General features: G+C 67.5%; 19 protein-coding genes. 9 read left to right on the top strand and 10 right to left on the bottom strand.

What is annotated here, in order from left to right; genetic code table 11:
- Window positions 1-13 precede the first annotated feature (13 nt).
- Complete coding sequence (locus tag GM672_RS10415; RefSeq protein WP_229417664.1) at window positions 14-1171, top strand: Gfo/Idh/MocA family protein; 1158 nt, start codon at window positions 14-16, stop codon at window positions 1169-1171.
- Between the two features lie 60 nt (window positions 1172-1231).
- On the opposite strand, the gene GM672_RS10410 is transcribed toward GM672_RS10415, so the two are convergent.
- From GM672_RS10410 to uraH, 3 genes are all read right to left on the bottom strand, one after another.
- On the bottom strand, window positions 1232-2716 hold the full coding sequence (locus GM672_RS10410) for a nucleobase:cation symporter-2 family protein (RefSeq protein WP_155470465.1): 1485 nt from the start codon (window positions 2714-2716) through the stop codon (window positions 1232-1234).
- A 92-nt stretch (window positions 2717-2808) separates the two neighbouring features.
- Window positions 2809-4056 (bottom strand): urate hydroxylase PuuD, encoded by a 1248-nt coding sequence (locus tag GM672_RS10405; RefSeq protein ID WP_155470464.1) that lies wholly within the window; start codon window positions 4054-4056, stop codon window positions 2809-2811.
- A gap of 187 nt (window positions 4057-4243) precedes the next feature.
- Window positions 4244-4600: a hydroxyisourate hydrolase gene (uraH, locus tag GM672_RS10400; protein ID WP_155470463.1), complete on the bottom strand. Its 357-nt coding sequence runs from the start codon at window positions 4598-4600 to the stop codon at window positions 4244-4246.
- A 136-nt stretch (window positions 4601-4736) separates the two neighbouring features.
- On the opposite strand from uraH, the gene GM672_RS10395 reads away from it, so the two are divergent.
- Genes GM672_RS10395 through GM672_RS10380 form a run of 4 tightly spaced genes read left to right on the top strand, consistent with a single transcriptional unit; the run spans window position 4737 to window position 9462 of the window.
- Window positions 4737-5480: a GntR family transcriptional regulator gene (locus GM672_RS10395; RefSeq protein WP_155470462.1), complete on the top strand. Its 744-nt coding sequence runs from the start codon at window positions 4737-4739 to the stop codon at window positions 5478-5480.
- A gap of 19 nt (window positions 5481-5499) precedes the next feature.
- Window positions 5500-6444, top strand: coding sequence for an allantoinase PuuE (gene puuE / locus GM672_RS10390; RefSeq protein ID WP_155470461.1), 945 nt, complete (start codon window positions 5500-5502; stop codon window positions 6442-6444).
- Between the two features lie 2 nt (window positions 6445-6446).
- Window positions 6447-8228, top strand: a complete 1782-nt coding sequence (locus tag GM672_RS10385; protein ID WP_155470460.1) for an allantoate amidohydrolase — start codon at window positions 6447-6449, stop codon at window positions 8226-8228.
- 1 nt (window position 8229) lies between these two features.
- A complete protein-coding gene (locus GM672_RS10380) occupies window positions 8230-9462 on the top strand; it encodes an ArgE/DapE family deacylase (RefSeq protein ID WP_155470459.1) in 1233 nt (410 codons plus the stop codon).
- A gap of 467 nt (window positions 9463-9929) precedes the next feature.
- On the opposite strand, the gene pyk is transcribed toward GM672_RS10380, so the two are convergent.
- From pyk to gcl, 5 genes are read right to left on the bottom strand one after another with little or no spacing between them, the layout of a single operon-like run.
- On the bottom strand, window positions 9930-11363 hold the full coding sequence (gene pyk / locus GM672_RS10375; RefSeq protein WP_155470458.1) for a pyruvate kinase: 1434 nt from the start codon (window positions 11361-11363) through the stop codon (window positions 9930-9932).
- A 25-nt stretch (window positions 11364-11388) separates the two neighbouring features.
- A complete protein-coding gene (locus GM672_RS10370) occupies window positions 11389-12651 on the bottom strand; it encodes a glycerate kinase type-2 family protein (protein ID WP_155470457.1) in 1263 nt (420 codons plus the stop codon).
- On the bottom strand, window positions 12648-13547 hold the full coding sequence (locus GM672_RS10365) for a 2-hydroxy-3-oxopropionate reductase (RefSeq protein WP_155470456.1): 900 nt from the start codon (window positions 13545-13547) through the stop codon (window positions 12648-12650). Before GM672_RS10365 ends, GM672_RS10370 begins: the two co-directional genes overlap by 4 nt.
- Window positions 13548-13562: 15 nt before the next feature.
- Window positions 13563-14339, bottom strand: a complete 777-nt coding sequence (gene hyi / locus GM672_RS10360; protein WP_155470455.1) for a hydroxypyruvate isomerase — start codon at window positions 14337-14339, stop codon at window positions 13563-13565.
- 35 nt (window positions 14340-14374) lie between these two features.
- The gene (gcl, locus tag GM672_RS10355) at window positions 14375-16147 is read right to left on the bottom strand and encodes a glyoxylate carboligase (protein WP_155470454.1); all 1773 of its coding nucleotides are present in this window, start codon (window positions 16145-16147) and stop codon (window positions 14375-14377) included.
- A 138-nt stretch (window positions 16148-16285) separates the two neighbouring features.
- Here gcl and GM672_RS10350 point away from each other — a divergent pair, with 138 nt between their 5' ends.
- Together GM672_RS10350 and GM672_RS10345 are read left to right on the top strand one after the other, a co-directional pair.
- Window positions 16286-17212, top strand: coding sequence for a LysR family transcriptional regulator (locus tag GM672_RS10350; protein ID WP_155470453.1), 927 nt, complete (start codon window positions 16286-16288; stop codon window positions 17210-17212).
- 68 nt (window positions 17213-17280) lie between these two features.
- Window positions 17281-17625 (top strand): hypothetical protein, encoded by a 345-nt coding sequence (locus GM672_RS10345; RefSeq protein WP_155470452.1) that lies wholly within the window; start codon window positions 17281-17283, stop codon window positions 17623-17625.
- 110 nt (window positions 17626-17735) lie between these two features.
- Here the strand turns inward: GM672_RS10345 and GM672_RS10340 are convergent, their stop codons facing one another.
- The gene (locus GM672_RS10340; RefSeq protein ID WP_155470451.1) at window positions 17736-18290 is read right to left on the bottom strand and encodes an FxDxF family PEP-CTERM protein; all 555 of its coding nucleotides are present in this window, start codon (window positions 18288-18290) and stop codon (window positions 17736-17738) included.
- A 310-nt stretch (window positions 18291-18600) separates the two neighbouring features.
- On the opposite strand from GM672_RS10340, the gene GM672_RS10335 reads away from it, so the two are divergent.
- On the top strand, window positions 18601-19272 hold the full coding sequence (locus tag GM672_RS10335) for a hypothetical protein (protein WP_155470450.1): 672 nt from the start codon (window positions 18601-18603) through the stop codon (window positions 19270-19272).
- A gap of 91 nt (window positions 19273-19363) precedes the next feature.
- A complete protein-coding gene (locus GM672_RS10330; RefSeq protein ID WP_155470449.1) occupies window positions 19364-20428 on the top strand; it encodes an MBL fold metallo-hydrolase in 1065 nt (354 codons plus the stop codon).
- A 15-nt stretch (window positions 20429-20443) separates the two neighbouring features.
- Here the strand turns inward: GM672_RS10330 and GM672_RS10325 are convergent.
- A partial coding sequence (locus GM672_RS10325; protein WP_155470448.1) for an ATP-binding protein occupies window positions 20444-23861 on the bottom strand: 3418 nt, incomplete at its 5' end.

Here is a 23861-nt window from a genome sequence, read left to right as displayed (position 1 = left end):
CAAGAGGAAGAACATGAGCAATCAGGTACCCCGCAGGCTGCGCCTGGGCATGGTGGGCGGTGGCGACGGCGCCTTTATCGGCGCGGTGCACCGCATCGCCGCGCGGCTGGACGACTGCTACGAGGTGGTGGCCGGCGCCCTGTCCGGCAATCCGGATCGGGCGCTGGCCAGCGGCGCGGCCCTGCGCTTCGAGCCGTCGCGCAGCTACACGGACTACCGTGAAATGGCCCGGCTGGAAGCGGCGCGCCCGGACGGTATCGACGTCGTGGCCATCGTCACGCCGAATCACCTGCACGCGCCGGTGGCCACCGCCTTCCTGGAGGCAGGCATCCACGTCATCTGCGACAAGCCCCTGGCCATTTCGCTGGCCGAAGGCGAAGCGCTGGCGCGCCTCGCGCGGGAACGCAATCGCGTCTTCGCCCTGACGCATACCTACAGCGGTTACCCGATGGTGCGGCATGCGCGCGAACTGGTGGCCGCCGGCGCCATCGGCGACGTGCGCCTGGTGCACGTCGAGTATGCGCAGGACTGGATGGCCGAGGCGGACAAGCAAGGTGCCCACTTCCAGGCGAACGACTGGCACAACGATCCCCGGCGCGCCGGCCCCACTGGCTGCACCAGCGATATCGGCACCCATGCCTTCCACCTGGCCGGCTTCGTCAGCGGTATCCAGCCTGGCGAGCTGCTGGCGGAACTTCACTCGTTTACGCCGGAGCGGGTGCTGGACGACCACGTGCAGGTGATGCTGCGCTACCCGAACGGTGCGCGCGGCATGCTGTGGTCCAGCCAGATGGCGACGGGCTGCGAGAATGCCTTGAAGCTGCGCGTCTTCGGCAGCAAGGCCAGCATCGCCTTCGACCAGGAGAATCCGAATGAACTGTGGCTGACACCTCAGGGCGGCACGGCCCAGCGGCTCACGCGCGGCCGGGTTGGCGGCGCCGCCGCGTCCCACGCGACCCGTGTGCCGGCCGGTCACCCGGAAGGCTACCTGGAAGCGTTCGCCCAGCTGTACCGGGATGCGGCGGCCTGCATCCACGCGGTGCAGGCGGGGCTGCCGCTTCCGGATGCAGCGAAGGATTTGCCGACCGTGATCGATGGCGTGGCGGGCATGCGTTTCATCGATGCGGTACTGGCCAGCCATGCCGCCGGGTCGCGCTGGACGGCGCTGTAAAGGCGGCGTTAACGAAAAAGGCGGGCTCGCGCCCGCCCTCCTCCACCCCGGCGCTTGACGTCAAGCGCCCGACATCGCCACTTCCTCGTGCGCTTCGGCCACTTCCTCGCCGGCGCCGTTGAAGAACAGGTTCAGCACGACGGCGGCGATGGCCGTCAGCAGGATGCCCGATTCCAGCAGCGGGTGCAGGCTGTGCGCCATCTGCTGGGTCCAGCGCGGCGCCACCAGCGGAATCAGGCCGAAGCCGATCGACAGCGCGACGATATACAGGTTGAAGCGGTTGCCCTTGAAGTCGACCCGCGTCAGGATGCGGATACCCGCCGCCGCCACCATGCCGAACATGACGAGGCCGGCGCCGCCCAGCACGAACTGGGGAATGGCTTCCACCACCGACGCCACCTTCGGCAGCATACCCAGCACGATCATGATGATGCCCCCGGCCACGCAAACCCACCGGCTCTTAACACCCGTGACGGCCACCAGGCCCACGTTCTGCGAGAAGCTCGTGTGCGGGAAGGTATTCAGGATGCCACCCAGCAGCGTGCCCAGGCCGTCCGTGCGCAGGCCCGCCGCCAGCTGCTTCTGGTCGAGCTGCTTGCCCGTCATGTCAGACAGGGCCAGGAACATGCCGGCCGATTCGATCATCACGACCACCATGACGACGGTGAGCGTGAGGATCATCACCGGGTCGAACGTGGGCATGCCGAAGGCGAACGGCGTGACGATGTCGAACCAGTGGGCGTTGGCGACCTTGGCAAAGGTCATCTTGCCCATCGCGTAGGCCACCGCGCAGCCGGCCACGATCCCCAGCAGCACGGAGATATTGCAGATGAAGCCACGGCCGTACCGGACCAGCGCGAGGATAAACAGCAACACGAAGGCGGCGATGCCCAGGTTGTCCAGCGCGCCGTAGTTCGGGTTGTCCACCATCGGGATCTTCCCCGGCAGTTTCATCGGCGCGGCGGCATCGGCCGGCAGCGCCGCGGCCGTCGCCCTGGCCTGCTCGACCATCGGCACCAGCGCTTCGACGTTGACCGATTGCGCGGCCGATTCCGGCCCACCCATGGCCCAGCCCACGCCGACGCGCATCAGGCTCACGCCAATGATGAGGATGATGGTGCCCGTGACGACGGGCGGGAAGTAGCGCAGCATCCGGCTCATCAAGGGAGCCAGCAGCATGGCCAGCACGCCGGCGCCGATGCCGGCGCCGAAGATGGCCTGGGCCCCGGCCGCGCCGGGGACGGCGTTGGCGATGGCGACCATCGGGCCGACGGCGGCGAAGGTCACGCCCATCATCACGGGCAGCTTGATGCCGAACCACTTCGACAGGCCCAACGACTGGATCAGGGTCACGATGCCGCAGCAGAACAGGTCCGCCGAGATCAGCATCGTGACCTGCTCGGGCGGCAGCTTCAGGGCCCGCCCGACGATCAGGGGCACCGCGATGGCGCCCGCGTACATCACCAGCACGTGCTGGAGGCCCAGGGCACTGAGGCGCCCGAGAGGTAAGCGCTCGTCGACCGGGTCGACGCTGTGGTGGGTCATGCTTGTCTCCTGATTGTTATTGAACGCGATTCAAAAACCATATCAATGCATGCTGCCTGTCCTCCGCGGGGCCCCTGGGCTCCGGACTACACTCAGTTCACGGTCGCGCCTTCCTCGTACCAGCGCTTGAGCAGGTCGCGCTCGCCCGCGGTGATCTGCGTGGCGTTATTGAGGGGCATCAGCTTGAGCACCACGGCCTGCTGGTACAAGCCCTGGGCGTGACGCTTGATGAGGGCCGGCGTATCCAGGGCAATGCCCTTGCTTTGCAGCTGGGCCGAATGGCACATGGCGCAGCGCTGGTCGACGATGGTCTTGACCTGGGCGAACGTAACGCCGTTGGCGGCGGCAGGGGCCGAGCCGTCGGCCGGCGCCGTCACCGGCGCGCTGGCCTCGGCCGGGGCGACCGGTTCCGGTTTCGGTACCAGCCAGACGATCAGTGCCAGCAGCACGAGGACGCCGGCACCGGCGTGTTCCCACGGTACCCGCTTGCCGTGCACCAGCGCCTTGTGGCGGGCCACGAAGCTGTGGCGGATCAGCGCGCCGACCAGCATCATCAGCACCAGCACGACCCAGTTGTGCTCACCGGCGTACAGCCAGCCGTAGTGATTCGACAGCATGGCGATCAGCACGGGCAGGGTGAAGTAGGTGTTGTGCACGCTGCGCTGCTTGGCGCGCCAGCCGTAGATCGGGTCGACCGGCTGGCCGGCCTTCAGCTGGGCCACCACCTTGCGCTGGCCTGGAATGATCCACACGAAGACGTTGGCGCTCATCGCCGTGGCCAACATCGCACCCACCAGCAGGAAGGCGGCGCGACCGGCGAACAGCTGGCAGGCCAGCCAGGAGGCAAAGACGACGAAGCCGAACACGATGACGCCGACGATCAGGTCACCGTTCTTCTTGCGGCCGAAGGTGCGGCAGATGATGTCGTAGATCAGCCAGAACACGACGAGGAAGGCCAGCGCGCTGCCGACGGCGGCGCTGGCGGACCAGTCATGCACGCTCTTGTCGACCATGAAGGTACCGGCATTGAACAGGTACAGCACCGTGAACAGGCCGAAACCGGACAGCCAAGTGGCGTAGCTCTCCCAGTAGAACCAGTGCAGGTTGTCCGGCATGGCCTTCGGGGCCACCAGGTATTTTTGCGGGTGGTAGAAGCCGCCGCCGTGCACGGCCCACAGTTCGCCGTCCACGCCCTTGGCAACCAGGTCGGGCGCCGTGGGTTTGTGCAGGCTGTTGTCGAGGAAGACAAAGTAGAACGATGCGCCGATCCAGGCGATCGCCGTGATTACGTGGGTCCACCGCAGCAGCAGGTTGACCCAGTCAAGCAGGTACATTTCCATAGAGCCTCAAACATATAGGAAGCACGGCGCATGACGCCGTACAGTCCCTTCACCACAGCGGGCTCTGTGAGGGGCAAAACATCGCAACCACTTTTCCGTGTCCGGTCCGGTGTGCTCCGCGGCGACGCAATCCAACTGTATACGATCTTGAATAATAAGGGTATAAGTTTTTTGACGTATGGACGGATCAGGAACCGCGGTACGTCGAATACGCCCATGGGCTGACCAGGAGCGGCACGTGGTAGTGGCCGGCCGCGTCGGCGATGCCGAAGTCGATCGGCACTTCGTCGATGAAGGCCGGTTCCGGCAGGCGCACGTCGCGCTGGCGGAAGTACTGCGCCACCGAGAACACCAGGCGGTAGCGGCCAACGGCCATCGTCGAGGCATCCAGCAGCGGGCCGCCGTCATTGCGCCCGTCGGCATTGAGGACGATGTCCTTGATGGTGGTGCTGGTGTCGCCATCCAGGCGCAGCAGCTGGACGCGCATGCCGGCGGCAGGGCAGCCGTTCATCGTGTCGAGTACGTGTGTGCTGAGGTGTCCCATTTTCTAGTGCTTCCTTCAAGGTGAATAAACTGGGGGGCGGAAGTGCTGCCGATGCAGATTGCATACACTTTCCGCTTTTCTTTTTTTGAAAAGTGTATACACTTCAGATTCGATGTCAACTTATTTAGCAAATTCCATGGCCAGGACCCGCACACCGCTGAAAATCGTCGCAAGCAATCCGTTCGATGTCGACGTGCTGCCGGACGACGCCGCCGGTCCGCCGGCCGGTGCCACGCAGCGCATCGTCGACGCTATCACCAACGCCATCGCCGAGCGCCGCCTGATGCCGGGCACGAAACTGTCCGAGCAGAAGATCGGCGACATCTTCAAGGTGTCCCGCACCGTCGTGCGGCAGGCCTTCAATCAGCTGAGCCGCGACTGGCTGGTGGTGCTGGAACCGGCGCGCGGCGCCTTTGTCGCCACGCCCACGGCCGAGGAAGCGCGCGACGTGTTCGAAATGCGCAGTATCCTCGAGACGGCCGTGACGAAGCGGCTGTGCGCCACCATCACGGACGAGCAGGTCGCCCAGCTGCGCGAGCACCTGCGCCAGGAACAGGCGGCCGTGACGAACGCCGAAGTGCCGGGCCGCACGCGCCTGCTGGCCGACTTCCACCTGGTGCTGGCCCAGATGCTGGGCAACCAGGTGCTGACGCAGATGCTGGGCGAACTGCTGACGCGCTCCTCGCTGATCGCGCTGATGCACCAGTCCTCGCATTCGGCCGAGGAGTCGCACAGCGAGCACGTGGCCATCGTCGAGGCCTTCGAGCGGCGCGACGCCAAGGCCGCCGTGCGCCTCGTCGGCAAGCACCTGGTCAATGTACAGCACAACCTGAACCTGGACCCGCAGCGCGTGGACCTGGCCGACATCCTCGGCAAATAACCGCAACCCAAGGCAAACCATGACTTCATCCTATCCCCGCGACCTGGCGGGCTACGGCCGCAATCCACCCCACGCCGGCTGGCCCGGCGGCGCCCGCGTCGCCGTGCAGTTCGTCCTCAACTACGAAGAAGGCGGCGAGAACTCGGTCCTGCACGGCGACGCCGGCAGCGAGCAGTTCCTGTCCGAGATGTTCAACCCCGCCGCCTTCCCGGCGCGCCACCTGTCGATGGAAAGCATCTACGAGTACGGCTCGCGCGTGGGCGTGTGGCGCCTGCTGCGCGAATTCGAGCGGCGCGGCCTGCCGTTGACGGTGTTCGGCGTCGGCATGGCGCTGGAACGCTGCCCGGACGTGACGGCCGCCTTCACGGAGCTGGGCCACGAGATCGCCTGCCACGGCTGGCGCTGGATCAGCTACCAGAACGTCGACGAGGCCGTCGAGCGCGAGCACATGGCGCTGGGCATGGCGGCCATCGAACGCCTGACGGGCCAGCGCGCACTGGGCTGGTACACGGGCCGCGACAGCCCCAACACGCGCCGCCTGGTGGCCGACTTCGGCGGCTTCGAATACGACAGCGATTACTACGGCGACGATTTGCCGTTCTGGCTGAACGTGCGCAAGACGGACGGCACCCAGGCGCCGCAGCTGGTGGTGCCCTACACCCTGGACTGCAACGACATGCGCTTCGCCCTGCCCCAGGGTTATTCGCACGGCGACCCGTTCTTCCAGTACCTGCGCGACGCCTTCGACGTCCATTACGCCGAGGGCGAGGAAAGGCCGTCGATGATGAGCATCGGCCTGCACTGCCGCCTGCTGGGCCGCCCGGGCCGCATGCGCGCGCTGCAGCGCTTCCTCGACTATATAGAACAACACGATCGCGTCTGGGTGACCCGCCGCGTCGATATTGCGCGGCACTGGAAAAGCGCGCATCCCTTCAACCCCGACAGCGCCTTCGCGTGGGAGTAAACATGTTGACTCTGGAAGTACTGAACGATTCGAGCCAGGCCGAGTTCACCCGGCTGCTGGACGGCGTCTACGAGCATTCGCCGTGGATCGCCGAACAGGCCTGGCTGGCCCGCCCTTTCCGCAGCCTGGCGCACCTGAAGCGCGGCCTGATCGAGGCGCTGCGTGCCGCGCCGCGCGAGGCGCAACTGGGTTTGATCCGTGCCCACCCGGAGCTGGCCGGCAAGGCCATGGTGGCCAAGTCGCTGACGGCCGAGTCGACCAATGAGCAGAACAAGGCCGGCCTGACGCAGTGCACCCCGGAGGAATTCGCCGCGATCCAGCGCCTCAACGCCAGCTACAACGAGCGCTTCGGCTTCCCGTTCATCCTGGCCGTGCGCGGCCCGCGCGGCCAGGGCCTGCCGAAACAGGAAATCATCGACACCTTCGCGCGCCGCCTGGACAACTCGGCCGACTTCGAATTTGCCGAAGCGCTGCGCAATATCCACCGCATCGCGGAAATCCGCCTGAACGACAAGTTCGGCCAGGAGCCCCTGCTGGGCAACCAGGTGTGGGACTGGGCAGAGCAACTGGCCGAATACAGCGACCCCGGTTATGCCGAACGGGGAGAATTGTGCGTCACCTACATGACGGCGGCGCACCGCGCCAGTGCCCAGCGCCTGGCCGTGTGGATGCGCGACGAGTGCGGTTTCGACGACGTGCGTATCGACGCCGTCGGGAACGTGGTCGGCATTTACCATGGCAGCGACCCGCAGGCAAAGCGCCTGCTCACCGGTTCGCACTACGACACCGTGCGCAACGGCGGCAAGTACGACGGCCGCCTGGGCATCCTGGTGCCGATGGCCTGCGTGCGCGAGCTGCACCGCCAGGGGCGCCGCCTGCCCTACGGCATCGAGGTGGTCGGCTTCGCCGAAGAGGAAGGCCAGCGCTACAAGGCCGTCTTCCTCGGTTCGGGCGCGCTGACGGGCCAGTTCAACACGGGCTGGCTGGAGCAGGCCGATACCGACGGCATCACGATGCGCCAGGCCATGCTCGATGCCGGCTGCGACATCGCCGCCATCGATGCGCTCAAGCGCGATCCGGCGAACTACCTGGGATTCGTCGAAGTCCATATCGAGCAAGGCCCCGTGCTGAACGACCTGGACCTGCCGCTGGGCGTCGTCACGTCGATCAACGGCAGCGTGCGGTTCCTGGGCGAGATCGTCGGCACGGCCAGCCATGCCGGCACGACGCCGATGTCGATGCGCCGCGACGCCGCGTGCGCGGCCGCCGAACTGGCCCTCTTCGTGGAGCGGCGCGGTGCGGCCGTACCGGACCTGGTGGCCACCATCGGCATGCTGGAAGTGCCGAACGGCTCGATCAACGTCATTCCCGGCCGCTGCAAGTTCAGCCTGGACGTGCGCGCCACCACCAACGAAGTACGCGATGCCGCCACCGCCGATATCCAGGCCGAACTGGCCGCCATCTGCCAGCGCCGCGGCCTGCGCTACACTTTGGAAGAGACCATGCGCGCGGCGGCCGCGCCGAGTGCGCCGGCATGGCAGGCGCGCTGGGAACAGGCCGTCGAATCGATCGGCCTGCCCGTATTCACCTTGCCCAGCGGCGCCGGCCACGACGCCATGATGCTGCACCAGATCATGCCGCAGGCGATGCTGTTCCTGCGCGGGCTGAACGCGGGCATCAGCCACAACCCGCTCGAAGCCATCACCAACGACGACACGGAACTGTGCGTGCGCGCGTTCCAGCACCTGCTCAATCAACTCGACAACAACCAGCCACGGACCTGACATGACCACTCTTACTCCCTACGAAAACCTGGACGCCTGGATCGACGCGCATTTCGACGAGGAGGTGCGCTTCCTGCAGGAGCTGGTGCGCGTGCCTTCCGACACCCCGCCGGGCAATAATGCGCCGCACGCCGAACGTACGGCCGCCCTGCTGCAGGACTTCGGCTTCGAGGCCGAGCAGCACGTGGTGCCGGCCGACCGGGTTGCCCAGGCCGGCCTGCAGACCATCACCAACCTGGTGGTGCGCCGCAAGTACGGCGAAGGCCGCACCGTGGCGCTGAACGCCCACGGCGACGTGGTGCCGCCGGGCGAAGGCTGGAGCCACCCGCCATATGGCGGCGATGTCGTCGACGGCAAACTGTTCGGCCGCGCCGCCGCCGTCAGCAAGTGCGACTTCGCCACGTTTACCTTCGCCACGCGCGCGCTGGAAGCGCTGGGCACACCGCGCAAGGGCGGCGTCGAGCTGTATTTCACGTACGACGAGGAATTCGGCGGCGAACTGGGACCGGGCTGGCTGCTGGAAAACGGCATCGTCAAGCCGGACCTGTTGATTGCGGCCGGCTTCAGCTACCAGGTGGTGACGGCCCATAACGGCTGCCTGCAGATGGAAGTGACGGTCCACGGCAAGATGGGCCACGCGGCCGTGCCGGAAACGGGCATCGATGCGCTGCACGCCGCGAACCTGATCCTGACGGCGCTGTACCAGCAGAACGTGCTGTACAAGGAAATCACGAGCCAGGTCAAGGGCATCACCCACCCCTACCTGAACGTGGGCCTGATCGAAGGCGGCACCAATACCAACGTCGTGCCGGGCAAGGTCGTGCTGAAGCTGGACCGCCGCATGATCCCGGAAGAGAATCCGCTGGAAGTGGAAGCGACGCTGCAGCGCGTGATCCAGGACGCCGTGGCCGATTTCGCCGGCGTCAAGGTCGACATCAAGCGCATGCTGCTGGCCAACGCCCTGCAGCCGCTGCCGGGCAACCAGCCGCTGGTAGATGCCCTGTCGCGCCACGCCACCGCCGTCTTCGACGAGCAGATCGGCGCCGCCGGCACGCCGCTGTACACGGACGCCCGCCTGTTCGGCGAACAGGGCATCCCGGCCGTGCTGTACGGCTGCGGCCCGCGCACGGTCGGCGAAAGCAACGCCAAGCGCGCCGACGAGCATATCGACCTGGAAGACCTGCGCCGCGCAACGAAAGTCGTCGCCCGTACGCTGTTCGACCTGCTCGACTAAGCTTTCCGCATCGGGACAAGACGGACGCCGCGGCGTCCGTTTTTTTTCGCCCGCCATTCTCTGCTGCCGGGAACCCGCCGGGTTCGCGTCAACATGGACACAAGCTCAGCCGCGTACAGGGGCTCGGCCCGCGACAACATCCGGGACAAAGGCGGCGTTTCGGGAAGCGCAGCGCCTCGCCGACGCAGCGGACGCCGGCTTGCAAGCGGGCACCGCCCTCCAGGCACGGGCAAGGACACAGGCTCAGTGATTTTTGTAGACGAGTCCGTGTCCATGTCGGGGTCTGGAAGGAGGCACCGGCTTGTAAGCCGGTGCCCGCGACGTCGGCGAGGAGCTGCGCTCCTCGAAATCCCGCCTCCGCCCCCAAGGTGGACACGGTCTCGGCTGTGCAGGGGGCGTGAACGGCAAAGGGCGCCCGCAGGCGCCCTTCTCTACTGCTTCGAAACAGGGGACTGTCCCCGGTTTTTTCAGGCGGTGGCTGGATCCTCTCCGATGCGCACGACGTGCAGCAGGTTCGTGCTGCCGGGGTGGCCAGCGGGGAAGCCGGCGACGATGACGACGTCGTCGCCGGTCTTGGCCAGGCCGTGGCTGACGGCCGCGGCGGCGGCGTCCGTGACCATCTCACCCAGGGTGCGGGCTTCGTCGAACGGTACCGGGTGCACGCCCCAGGCCAGCGACAGGCGGCGGGCGATCGACAATTGCGGCGTCAGGGCCAGGATCGGCGTGTCCGGCCGTTCGCGGCTGGCGCGCAGGCAGCTGGCGCCCGTGAAGGTGTACGTGACCGTGACGGCCGGCTCGATCAGGCGGGCCACGCGGCGCAGTGCGCAGCAGATGGCGTCGGCCGTGCTGGCCGTGGCCGGCGTATGGCTGGCGTCCAGGCCGGCGCGCCAGCCCGGGTCCTGTTCGACTTCGCGCATGACGCTGTCCATCACGACGACGGCTTCCAGCGGGAACTGGCCGGATGCCGATTCGGCCGACAGCATGACGGCGTCGGCGCCGTCGTAGATGGCCGTGGCCACGTCGGACACTTCCGCGCGCGTGGGCACGGGCGCGGCGATCATCGATTCGAGCATCTGCGTGGCGACGACCACGGGCTTGCCGGCGGCGCGGGCCGCGTGGACGATGCGCCGCTGCAGCACGGGCACCTGGTGGGCCGGCAGTTCGACACCCAGGTCGCCCCGCGCCACCATGATGCCGTCGGCCAGCGCGACGATATCGGTCAATGCGTCGATGGCGGCCGGCTTTTCCAGCTTGGCCATGATCCAGGCCTTGTCGCCGATCAGGGCCCTGGCTTCGGTGATGTCCTCGGGGCGCTGCACGAACGACAGCGCCACCCAGTCCACGCCCAGCTCCAGGCCGAAAGCCAGGTCGGCGCGGTCCTTGGCCGTCAGCGGCGAGATCGGCAGCACGACGCCGGGTACGTTGACGCCCTTGCGGTCCGACAGCACGCCGCCCGTGATGACGGTGGTGTCGGCATATTCGGGGCCGCAGGCGTCCACGCGCAGGCGCAGCTTGCCGTCGTCCAGCAGCAGGGCCGTGCCCACTTCCAGCGCGGCGAAGATCTCGGGATGCGGCAGGTTGGCGCGGGCGGCATCGCCTTCGGCCGGGTCCAGGTCGAGCCGGAATCGGCTGCCCTGCTCCAGCACGGCCTTGCCGCCGGCCATGCGGCCGATGCGCAGCTTCGGTCCCTGCAGGTCCATCAGCACGCCGATGGGTCGCCCGATATCGCGTTCGACGGCGCGGATGGTGCGATAGCGCTCGGCATGATCCTCGTGGCTGCCGTGGCTGAAATTCAGGCGGAATACGTCCACGCCGGCCTGCACCAGGGCGTGGATGCGTTGGGGCGTGGAACTGGACGGCCCCAGTGTGGCCAGAATGCGGGAACGTCGATTGCGTACCATGGTTTTCCTTTAATGAGTCGTTCGGTCACAGCACCAGGATGGCGCGGAAATCGTTGACATTGGTCAGAGTCGGGCCCGTGACCAGGGCATCGCCCAGCGCGCCGAAGAAGCCGTGGCCGTCGTTGTTATCCAGGCTGTCGCGGGGACGCAGGCCCTGGGCCCAGGCGCGCGCGAGGGTGTGCGGCGTCACGAAAGCGCCGGCCACTTCCTCGGCACCGTCGACGCCGTCCGTGTCGGCCGCCACGGCATGCACGTCCGGTGCTGCGTCCAGCGCCAGCGCGAGGGCCAGCAGGAATTCGACATTGCGTCCGCCGCGGCCGTTGCCGCGTACCGTCACCGTCGTCTCGCCGCCGGAGAGCAGCACGCACGGCGTGGGGAACGGCTGGCCGTGCCGCCGCACCTGCAGCGCAATGCCGGCCATCACGCGGGCCACTTCGCGCGACTCGCCTTCGATGCTGTCGCCCAGCAGCACGGGCGTGATGCCGGCCTGGCGCGCCACCTCGGCGGCCGCTTCCAGCGCCATCTGCGGGGAAGCGATGATGTGCGCCGTCGCGTTGGCCAGCCGCGGATCGCCCGGCTTGACGGTTTCGCCGGCACCGCTGTCGAGCTGCGCGCGGGCGCCGGCGGGCAGCTCGATGCCGTAGCGCCGCACGATTTCCAGCGCGTCCGCGCAGGTGCTGGCGTCGGCCACGGTGGGGCCGGAAGCGATATCGGCCGGGTGGTCGCCCGGCACGTCGGAGATCAACAGCGTCACCACCCGCGCCGGATGGCAGGCGGCAGCCAGGCGGCCGCCCTTGATGGCCGACAGGTGCCGCCGCACGCAGTTCATTTCCGTGATCGTCGCGCCGCTTTTCAGCAGCGCGCGGTTGATGGCCTGCTTGTCCTCCAGCGTGACACCAGCCCCGGGCAGCGGCAGCAGCGAGGAGCCGCCGCCGGAAATCAGGCAGATCACCAGGTCATCGGCCGTCAGGCCCTGCACCGTTTGCAGGATGCGCTCGGCCGCCTGCAGGCCGGCCGCGTCGGGCACGGGGTGGGCCGCCTCGACGATTTCGATGGTTTCGCACGGCACGGCGTAGCCGTAGCGCGTGACCACGACGCCGGACAGGGGCGCCGGCCAGTGCCGCTCCAGGGCCCGCGCCATCGCGGCCGACGCCTTGCCGGCGCCGATCACCACGGTGCGGCCCTTCGGCGGCGGCGGCAGGTATTTCGGGATACAGAGATCGGGCTGCGCCGCGTCGACCGCAGCAGCAAACATATTCTTCAGCAGGTCGCGCGGCGTGATGTTCATTTTTCCGCCTGGCCCTGGCCGATTGCGAAGTTGGACATGATTTCCAGTGCCCGCACCATGGCGGAGTGGTCCCAGTTGCCGCCGCCGTGGGCGGCGCAGGTATTGAACAGTTCCTGCGCGGTGGCCGTGTTGGGCAGTGCCACGCCCAGCTGGCGGCCCGTCGTCAGGGCCAGGTTCAGGTCCTTGCGGTGCAGGTCGATGCGGAAGCCCGGGTCGAAGGTGCGCTTGACCATGCGCTCGCCGTGCACTTCCAGGATGCGCGAGGCGGCGAAACCGCCCATCAGCGCTTCACGCACGCGGGCCGGATCGGCGCCGGCCTTGGCGGCCAGCAGCAGGGCTTCGCCCACCGCCTCAATGGTCAGCGCGACGATGATCTGGTTGGCCACCTTGGTGATCTGGCCGTCGCCGTTGCCGCCCACCAGCGTGATGTTCTTGCCCATCAGCTGGAACAGGGGCTTGACCTTGTCGAAGGCCGCTTCGCTGCCGCCCACCATGATCGTCAGCGAGCCGGCCTTGGCGCCCACTTCGCCGCCCGACACGGGGGCATCGAGGTATTCGCAGCCCAGCGCGTTGATGCGGCTGGCGAAATCCTTCGTCGCGACAGGCGAGATCGAGCTCATGTCCACGACGATCTTGCCGGCCGACAGACCCTTGGCGACGCCCGTCTCGCCGAACAGTACATCCTCGACGTGCGGCGTGTCCGGCACCATGACGATGATGACGTCGGCCTTCGACGCGACGTCCGCGCTGTTGGCGCAGACATTCGCACCGGCCTCGATCAGGCTCGATGGAATCGGCGTCTGCGAGTAGGTGTAGAGGGTGTGGCCATTGCTGACCAGGTGCCCCGCCATTGGGGTGCCCATGATGCCCAGGCCGATGAATCCGATATTTGCCATGATAGTCTCCAGAGTTTAACGTTGTTGTTCGATCCAGCCAAGGCCGTCGCGCGTGGCCCCCGCCGGCTTGTACTCGCAGCCGATCCAGCCGTCGTAGCCCAGCTTGTCGATATGACGGAACAGCCACGGCCAGTTCAGCTCCCCCGTACCCGGCTCGTTGCGGCCCGGGTTGTCGGCCAGCTGGATGTGGCGGATACGGCCCAGGTGGCGTTCGATGGTCTTGCCGATCTCGCCTTCCATGCGCTGGGCGTGGTAGATGTCGTATTGCAGAAACAGGTTGTCCGAGCCCACTTCGTCGATGACGCGGATGGCCTGGTCCGTGCGGTTCAGGTAGAAGCCGGGAATGTCGAAGGTATTCACCGGCTCGATCAGGAGCGCAATGCCGGCTTCCTTCAGCTTGCCCGCGGCGAAGCGCAGGTTCTCGACGAAGGTGCGGTACAGCGCATCCTCGCTGGTGCCGCCTGGTGCGATGCCGGCCAGGCAGTTGACCTGCTTGCAGCCGAGCGCCTTGGCGTAGTCGATGGCGCGGCCGACGCCGTCCTGGAACTCGCTGACCCGGCCCGGATGGCAGGCGATGCCACGTTCGCCGTTTTCCCAATACCCCGCCGGCAGGTTGTGCAGCACCTGGGTCAGGCCGAACTTGTCCAGCCGGGCGGCCAGTTCGTCCTTGTCGAAGGCGTAGGGGAACAGGTATTCAACGCCCTTGAAGCCCGCTTCGGCGGCGGCGCCGAAGCGCTCCGGGAACGGCAGTTCGTTGAACAGCATGGTCAGGTTGGCGGCAAATCTTGGCATCTTCTTCTCCTAGTTGAAGCTAATAACTGACGCTTTCAGCGCAGTGCGATGGCGGTCGGTGCGTCGGCATCGTCCTGGGCCAGCGGTTCGAGCTCGTTCACGGCATTGATCTCCGTGCCCATCGAGATATTCGTCACCCGTTCCAGGATGATCTCGACCACGACGGGCACGCGGAACTCCTTCATCATCTCGCGCGCCCTGGCGAAGGCCGGGCCGATGTCCTCGACTTCGCGCACCCGGATCGCCTTGCAGCCCAGGCCTTCGACGACGGCGACGTGGTCGACACCGTAGTTGGCCAGTTCCGGCGAATTGATGTTCTCGAACGCCAGCTGGACGCAGTAGTCCATGTCGAAGTTGCGCTGCGCCTGGCGGATCAGGCCCAGGTAGGCGTTGTTGACGACGACGTGCAGGTAAGGCAGGCGGAATTGCGCGCCCACGGCCAGTTCCTCGATCATGAACTGGAAGTCGTAGTCGCCCGAGATGGCCACGACATTGCGTTCCGGGTCGGCGGCGCGCACACCCAGGGCGGCGGAAATGGTCCAGCCCAGCGGGCCGGCCTGGCCGCAGTTGATCCAGTGGCGCGGCTTGTATACGTGCAGGAACTGGGCGGCGGCGATTTGCGACAGGCCGATCGTGCTGACGTAGCAGGTATCCTGGCCGAAGGCGCGGTTCATCTCTTCATACACGCGTTGCGGCTTGATCGGCACGGCGTCGAAGTGGGTCTTGCGCAGCAAGGTGCGCTTGCGTTCCTGGCACTGGCTGACCCATTCGCTGCGATCCGGCAGCGACTTGACGGAGTCCAGCCCGCGCGCCACGGCGATCAGGTGTTCCAGCGCGGCGCCGGCGTCGGAGACGATGCCGTAGTCCGGGCCGAACACGCGGCCGATCTGGGTCGGTTCGATGTCGATGTGGACGAACTTGCGGCCGGCAGTGTAGACGTCGACGGAACCGGTGTGGCGGTTGGCCCAGCGGTTGCCGATGCCGATTACCAGGTCCGATGCGAGCAGGGTCGCATTGCCGTAGCGGTGCGAGGTCTGCAGGCCCACCATGCCGGCCATCAGCGGATGGTCGTCGGCGATGGCGCCCCAGCCCATCAGGGTCGGAATCACGGGCACGTTGGTGATTTCGGCGAATTCCTGCAGCAGCGCGGCCGCGTCGGCATTGATGACGCCACCGCCGCAGACGATCAGCGGACGCTCGGCCGCCTGCAGCATCTCCAGCACCTTCTCGGCCTGGGCGCGGGTGGCGGCCGGCTTGTAGATCGGCAGCGGCTCGTAGGTGTCGATGTCGAATTCGATTTCGGCCATCTGCACGTCGAACGGCAAATCGATCAGCACGGGGCCGGGGCGGCCCGAGCGCATCACGTGGAAGGCCTGCTGGAACACGCGTGGCACCAGGGCGGGTTCGCGTACGGTGACGGCCCACTTGCTGACCGGCTTCGCCACGGCTTCGATGTCGACGGCCTGGAAGTCTTCCTTGTACAGGCGGGCACGTGGGGCCTGGCCCGTGATGCACAGAATGGGAATCGAGTCGCCGGAGGCCGAGTACAGGCCCGTGATCATGTCCGTGCCGGCGGGACCGGAGGTGCCGATGCACACGCCGATATTGCCGGCCTTGGCGCGGGTATAGCCTTCGGCCATGTGCGAGGCGCCCTCGACGTGGCGTGCCAGGATGTGGTTGAAGCCGCCGTTCTTCTTCATTGCCGAGTACAGCGGGTTGATCGCCGCGCCGGGTACGCCGAATACGGTGCTGACTCCCTCCTTGCGCAATACTTCTGCTGCTGCGTCGATTGCTCTCATGCGGGCCATGGTTGGTCTCCAGTAGTGTGACAGATGGGTAGATGCTGCAAATGTTGGTAATGTTGGTTCAGTGAAATCAGCATACGGACAAACCCCACCCTGTTGAATTGCTGCTACTATCCGATCAGTCGATACTTGGAGTATTGAATGGACCGCTACACTGAAATTCGCAGTTTTTTACTGGTCACGGAAAAAGGCAGCTTCGCCGCCGCCGCCCTGACCGAGGGCGTCACCCCGGTGGTGATGGGGCGCCGCCTGGACACCCTGGAAAAGCGCCTGGGCGTGCGCCTGATGCACCGCTCCACGCGGGGCCTGACATTGACGGCGCTGGGCGAACAATTCATCGAGCCGGCCCGCCAGCTGATGCGCGACTTCGATATCGCCGAGAACAGCATCAGCGCCGGGCGCAGCACGGTGCAGGGTCACCTGGTGGTGTCGGCACCGGCCGCGTTCGGACGCTCGCACGTGGCGCCGCACGCGCCGCCGTTCCGCGCCATCCACCCGGAACTGAAGATGTCGTTCAATTTCACTGACAGCGTCGTCGACCTGGTGCGCGAAGGCTACGACATGGCGATCCGCATCGGCGAGGTGACGGACCCGAACTACGTGGCCGTGCCCCTGTTCCCGAACCGCCGTGTCGTGTGCGGCACGCCGGCCTATTTCGAGCGCCACGGCATCCCCCAGGCGCCGGAAGACCTGGTGCGGCATAACTGCCTGGCCTTCAACCTGCAGGGCGGCCAGCAACGGGGCTGGACCTTCCTGCGCGACGGCAAGCTGATCGCCGTGCGCGTGGACGGCGACCTGGCCTGCAACGATGGCGAACTGCTGTTCGACTGGGTGCGCCAGGGCCTGGGCATCGGCTGGCGCTCGACGTGGGAAATCCAGTCGGAGCTCAAGCGTGGTGAACTGGTGACGGTGCTGGACCAGTATGCCGTGCAGGAATACCCGATCCAGGCCGTCTACCCGCAGCAGCGCTACCTGCCCGCCAAGATCCGGCATTTCATCGACTACCTGCGGGCCATCTATAACGGCCCCGGCTATTGGGAAGGCGTGCGCAACCCGGCCGGTACCTGATGCCAGGAAGCGGACAAGGGTGGGCGTGCGAGGCCATGGGAGACGCCATCATCTGCTATGCTGGCGCCATGACCACCGAATCCGATATCGAACTCTCCGGCCCCTTCAAGGCCACCGACAGCAGCGGCCATGCGCACGACGTCAAGGCCATCCGTATCTTCGACGAAGGCTACGGCATCATCGACGTGTATGTCGATTTCGCCAGGACCATCGACTGCGGCCACAAGGACAGCGTTCTGCTGAAGTCGATCGTCGAGCGCCTGCGCAGCCTGGGCTACAAGGGCCCGGACTTCGGCCTGGGCGATCCGGGCCTGCAGGAAAGCAAGCTGATCGTGCTGGAAGCGCCGGAGGAATTCACCACCTTCGCGCAAAGCCGCGGCTGGAAGAACCTGGCCGAAGACTTCGACGAATAAGCGAAGGCAATCGCAGGCGCCGTCATCACGCACGGTGCCATTGGCCGCCCGCTCGACGCGGGTAGCCGGCGCTCGTGCACGCGCGGCGCCCTCCCCGGCCAGGCCGGACGTCAGCGCCGCCGTCGCGCCACGGCGCCCAGCAGCGCCAGTCCACCCAACATCATGGCGTACGTCTCCGGTTCGGGTATGGGCTGCGTAAACGACAGCGAGATGTCCAGCGAGGCATCGCGCACGGCGTCGCCCGTGGCCACCAGCGTATAGCTGCCCGGCCCCAGGCTGCCGAGGAAGCTGGAGTGCCCAAAGCCGCCCAGTACACCCGTGAAGCTGTCGCTGGCAACGACGGAACGCCACTGGTCGAGGATATCGATATTGACACCCACCAGCAGCGGGCCCTGGCCGTCGGCCGTGTCGATAATCCAGCCCGCCAGGCCGTTCATGTCGCCCCGTTCGCTCAAGGTGAAGCTGGTGCTCTGGTAGAGCGCGCCGTGCCGGGTGGTGAAGGTGTCGACGAAGAGGTTGTCGCCGGCACCGAGCGCCTCCTCTACGGTAGCGCTCGCTGACAGGTCGGTATAGGTAACGGACCGGGTCTCGGCCAGGGCCGGCCCCGCCAGGGATGCCGCGAGCGCCGCCGCGCCCGTCCATCTGACAAACGTGGGTGATCGCATATCAACTCCAAAGAAACGTCGTTGCAGAGGGGCGCGCCGACAATGGTCGCGCTGACCCCAGCCTAGTGCCGTTTGCTTTTTTGTCAACCTGGCTCGGCCGTAATGGCGGGCCGCGACGCCACCATCGCGCCGTGCTGCCAATCCGTCGATGCAAACGGCGTTCAATCGTGCCGCCGGTTTGAGTAACTTTCGCTAATATTCATTAATGACCAACCGGTCGGCAACAGGCTCGCTCGCCGTCGGCGGCATGCCTCGCCGACATCTGCATCGCCTGTTTTCTATTCCCTGTATTCATTTCTAACGCGAAACCATGTATCGACCGATTCCCCTCCGCGTGCGCATCGCACAGGCCTGCAGCGTGCTCGTGCTGCTGCTGTCTTACCAGCTGTCCAGCCTCCTGCCGGCCGAATGGGCGTGGGAAGACGGCCTCATCGAGAACGCCCAGGTCGCCGTGCTGCTGGTGGGCTGCCTGTGGGCCGGCTTCGTGGCGCTGCGGCGGCGCGGCATGCCGGTGGCCACCCTGGCCCTCAGTGCCGCCCCTGTATGGGCCGTCCTCGTCGGCCGGGAACTGAGCTGGGGCGCCGTGTTCTTCGCGCCGGTCGGCTTCGACCAGGCCCAGCCCGTGTACTCCTCCCATGAGCTGTGGTACAAGCCGGCGGTGGCACCCGTGATCCTGTTGATGCTCGCATGGTCGCTGTCGAACGCATGGCGTCACCGGGTCGACCGGCTGCTGCGCATGATCGGCGCCGGCTGCCACCGCGCCACCTTCCAGATCGTGCTGGCCGTCGTGGCGGCCGTGCTGTCCACCGGCGCCGAAGGCCACTTCGCTCTGGGCCTGCACCTGGACGCACCCCGCGCGGAGGTATGGGAAGAATTGCTGGAGCTGTACGCCTATTCGGCTCTCGTCTGCGCCCAGTTCCTGGCCCTGCACCGCCTGCAGGCGCTGCCGGCCGTACCGATACCGGCGGCACCGGCCGCCTGAGCCGGCCGGGACTTCGATATGGGATAATCGCGCGGCGGCGCACGCCAACCGCGCGCGCCGGATGCCCTGCACAACCTATCCGGAGCTGCCCATGATCTTCCGCCAGTTGTTCGACCCCACGTCGTCGACCTACACCTACCTGCTTGCCGACGCCGGCGAGGCCGTGCTGATCGATCCAGTTTTCGAGCAGGTGCCGCGCGACCTGGCGCTGGTGCAGGAGCTGGGCCTGCGCCTGGTGGCGACCCTGGATACGCACGTGCATGCCGACCATGTGACGGGCGCCTGGCGCCTGCACCAGCGCTGCGGCAGCGCCATCGGGCTGTCGGCCTCGGCCGGCGCCGCGCCGGTCGACCGGCCCCTGCACCATGGCGACCGCATCGCCTTCGGCCGCCGCCACCTGGAGGTGCGCGCGACACCCGGCCACACGAACGGCTGCCTGACCTATGTACTGGACGACGCCAGCATGGCCTTCACGGGCGACAGCCTGCTGATCCGGGGCTGCGGGCGCACCGACTTCCAGCAGGGCAGTCCGCAGCAGCTGTTTGCTTCCGTGCACGAGCAGATATTCACCCTGCCCGATGGTTGCCTGCTGTATCCGGCGCACGACTACCGGGGCATCACCGTCACCAGCGTGGCCGAGGAGCGCCGCTTCAATCCGCGCCTGGGCGGCGCCGTCGACGTGGGCGACTTCACGGGACATATGAACAACCTGCATTTGCCGCACCCGAAGCTGATCGCCGTGGCCGTGCCGGCCAACCTGCGCTGCGGCCGGCCCGAAGGCGACGAGCTGCCCCTCGACACGCCCGCGTGGGCGCCACTGACCCTGCGTTTCTCCGGTGTGTGGGAAATCGAACCGATGGCCTTGCTGGAGCATGCGGTGGATGCGCAGATCGTCGACGTACGGGAAGCGCCGGAGTTCATCGACCGGCTGGGCCACCTGCCCGGTGCCCGGCTGGTACCGCTGTCGCAGCTGCCGCAGTACCTGCCGCAGCTGGACCGGGAGCGCCCCGTCATTGCCGTGTGCCGCTCCGGCGTGCGCTCGGCCCAGGCCTGCGTGCTGCTGGCCAAGGCCGGCTTCGGCCAGGTCGCCAACCTGGCCGGCGGCATGCTGCGCTGGAACAGCGAAGGCTTGCCGGTCGCCGCCGACAGCGTCTGATCCGGCCAGCCTGCCCTACCGCCGCGCTCCGGGGGCGGCCAGGATGGCTTGCAGCCGGGCCAGTTCGACCGGCTTGGTCAGGTGCAGGTCGAAGCCCGCCTGCGCCGAGCGCCGGCGATCCTGCTCGGTGCCCCAGCCGGTGACGGCGATCAAGGTCGCCTCGCCCATGCCGGCAAGGCTGCGCATGGCCCGCGCCGTGTCGTAGCCGTCCATGCCGGGCAGGCCGATATCGAGCAGCACCACCTGCGGCGCGAACAGTGCCGCCTGCTCCAGCGCCCTGGTGCCGTCGTAAGCCACCCGCACCTCGTGCCCCTGCAGCGCCAGCAGCGCGGCCAGGCTTTCGACGGCGTCGGCATTGTCGTCCACCGCAAGGATGCGCAGCGCGTTCGCGGCAAGCGGCACCTGCTCGGCGTCCTGCCGCGGCGCGCGGACCGCATCGGCGCACGGCAGCGTCACGGTGAACGTACTGCCCTTGCCGGCGCCGTCGCTGGCCGCCGCCACGTCGCCGCCATGCAGCTGCACCAGCTTGCGCACCAGGTTCAGGCCCACGCCCAGGCCGCCCTGCACGACGCCTTCGCGGTGCGGGGCCTGCGTGTACAGCTCGAAGACGGCCGGCAACAGCTCCGGCCCGATGCCCACGCCGTTGTCCGACACCGAGATCGTCACGCCGGCCGGCGTGGCGTTCACGTCCAGCACGATGCGCCCGCCCGGCGGCGTGTACTTGGCCGCGTTGTTGAGCAGGTTGCTGAGCACCTGCGCGATGCGGTGGCGGTCGGCATCGAGCAGTATCGGCCGTTCCGGCAAATGCACGGCCAGTTCATGCTTGCGTGCCGTGACGAGCGGCCGGCTCATGTCCACGGCCTGGTGCACCACGTCCGCCAGCGCCACCGATTCGCGCCGCAAGGTCAGCTTGCCCTGGGTCAGCCGGGCCACGTCCAGCAGGTCATTGACGAGATGGACCATGTGGTCGACCTGGCGCTCCATCATGTTGCGCACGTCCGGCAGGGCCGCCGCCGGCGCGCCGGCGCGCATCAGTTCCAGGCCGGTGCGGATCGGCGCCAGCGGGTTGCGCAGCTCGTGTGCCAGGGTGACGAGGAATTCGCTCTGCATGCGGTTCTTTTCCGCCAGCTCGGTGGCCAGGCGCTGCAGTTCCTGCTGCGCCAGCTTGTGCGTGCTGATGTCGAAAGTCACGCCATCGAAGCGCAGGGGCGTGCCCGTGTCGTCCAGGTCGCACCAGCCGACGGCGCGCAGCCAGCGCTGGCCGGCGCCCGCCACGCGCAGTTCCACGTCCAGCGCGGGACCGCCCGCCACCGCCAGCGCGATGCCGTCGGCAAGGGCGGCGCGCTGGCCGGCGTCGACCTGTTCCAGCAAGGTGGCCAGTGCCATGTCGCGCCGGCCATCGAGGTCGAAATGCGCCGCCATCTGCTCGTTCATCTGGAAGTTCGTGAATGGCGCGTCGGCGTACCACACGCCGATATCGCCGGCTTGCGCCACCCGTTCGAAGCGCTGCTGCAGCACCTTGCGCTCGTGCACGTCGATGACGGTGCCGACGAAGCCGGCGGGACGGCCGTCGCCGTCGACCAGCGGCATGCCCGCATCGATGGCCCACCGGTAGCTGCCGTCGTGGCGCCGCAGCCGGTAGTCGATCGAGAAGGGCAGCTGGGTTGCGCTGGCCGCGAGGAATTTCTCGCGCGTGGCCGGCAGGTCGTCCGGATGAACGTTTTCCAGCCAGCCCAGGCCCAGGTCCTGCTCCGGCGTGCGGCCCGTGTAGTCATACCAGCGCCGGCTCAGGTAGGTGCAGCAGCCGTCGACGTCGGTGGTCCACAGCGTGACGGGTGAGGCATCGATCAGCGTGCGGAAGTAGGCCTCCTGCAGCTGCGCTTCGCGCCGGTGCGACTGGCGCTCGCGTGCCAGGTCGATCTGGTGGCGCACCCGCGCCAGCAGTTCGTTGGCCGAGAAGGGTTTCACCAGGTAGTCGTCCGCCCCGGCCCCCAGGCCTTCGATGCGAGCCTCCTCGCCGGCGCGGGCCGACAGCAGCATGACCGGCAGGTGACGCAAGTCGTCGCTGGCACGGATGCGGGACAGCAGGCCGAAGCCATCCAGCCGCGGCATCATCACGTCGCTCAGCAACAGGTCCGGCTGGTCCTGCTGCAACCGCTCGAATGCCGCTTCGCCGTCGGCGCAGGCGACAACGTCGGCGTACGGCTCCAGCAACGCCTTCACGTAGGCGCGCATGTCGTTGTTATCGTCCGCGACCAGGATGCGGGGCCGGCTCGCGGGCAGTGCATGCGCGGCGCCGGCGACCGCCGCTTCATCCCCATCCGGCAGCCAGCGCAGAGCCTCTTCCACGTACGAGGCGCCGATGCGCGTCTCGGCTGCCTCGGCGGCCGAGACATCGTGCGGCCCGATGCGCGCCGGATCGAGGTGAGCACAACCGAAAGGCAGATCGACGTCGAAGGTCGTGCCCATGCCGACGGTGCTGTGCACGCCAATGGTGCCGCCGTGCAGGCGCACCAGCTCCTGGATCAGTGCCAGGCCGATGCCGCTGCCCTCGTAGGTGCGCCCCGGTGCGCCCTCGATGCGGTGGAAGCGCTCGAACACGCGCGGCAGTTCCGCGGCCGCGATGCCGCTGCCCGTGTCGCTGACGGACAGGCGTGCCATCGCCCCGTGCCGGCGCAGTGTCACCGTCACAGCGCCTGCCAGCGTGAACTTGAACGCGTTCGACAGCAGGTTGAAGACGATCTTCTCCCACATCTCGCGGTCGATGTACACCGGCTCGTCCAGCGCCGGCAGGTCGAGCCGGTACGCCAGGCCGCCCTTCGTCATGGCCGATTCGAACACGCTGGCCAGGTCGGCCGTCACGCGCGCCAGGTCCACCGGCACGTAACGGGCCTGCACCCTGCCCGCCTCGATGCGCGAGAAGTCCAGCAGGGAATTGACCAGCTTCAGCAGCCGCAGGGCATTGCGCTGCGTGACTTCGATCCGCTGGCGCTGGCGCGGGCTCAAGGCCTCGTCCTCGGCCGCCAGCGCGTCCTCCAGCGGCCCGAGGATCAGCGTCAGCGGCGTGCGGAATTCATGCGACACGTTCGAGAAGAAGGCCGTCTTGGCGCGGTCGATCTGGGCCAGCTCCTCGGCGCGGCGCTGCTCCTGCTCGTAGGCAAGCACGTTGCTGACGGCCGTGTTGACGGCGGCCAGCAGCAGCGCGTGGAAGTTCTGGTAGTCCTCGTCCAGCGCGCGGCGGGCGCTGACGCCGGCCACGACGAAGCCGAACGGCTCCTGCTGCCCCGGCAGCACGACGGGCAGCACCACGGCCGACCGGGGCGCTTCCTCATACGGACCGCAAGCATCGGGGCCGAAGCGCGCGGCGAGACCGTCCACCTGCCGGGCGCGCCGTTCGGCCGCGACCTGCGCGAACGGCCACGGTGCACCGGCC

Origin of the sequence: Pseudoduganella buxea, from assembly GCF_009720835.1 — a bacterium.
GTDB lineage: Bacteria > Pseudomonadota > Gammaproteobacteria > Burkholderiales > Burkholderiaceae_D > Rugamonas > Rugamonas buxea.
This window is presented reverse-complemented; position numbering and strand designations above follow the sequence as displayed.